General features: G+C 62.4%; 1 pseudogene. It reads left to right on the plus strand.

What is annotated here, in order from left to right:
- Positions 1-229, plus strand: a pseudogene (locus CJZ78_RS14625) (transposase); the annotation flags it as partial.

Raw genomic sequence — 229 nt, forward strand, 5'->3', positions numbered from 1 at the left:
AAAGAGCGTGGCCTGACTGGAACTCGGCTGGTGATCTCAGATGCGCACCTGGGGCTGACGGCAGCGATCAAGCGCATGTTCCAGGGCAGCAGCTGGCGTCGCACCGAGAGGTGCGCTGCATAGCGCAGCTTTTGCCGGGTGCACTTCCTGCGCAACCTGCTGTCTCACGTGCCCAAAGCGGGCCAGGACATGGTGGCAGCAGCCATGAAGGCTGTATTCGTGATCCAGG

The sequence above is a fragment of the Synechococcus sp. 8F6 genome (assembly GCF_002252665.1).
Taxonomy (GTDB): Bacteria; Cyanobacteriota; Cyanobacteriia; order PCC-6307; family Cyanobiaceae; genus Cyanobium_A.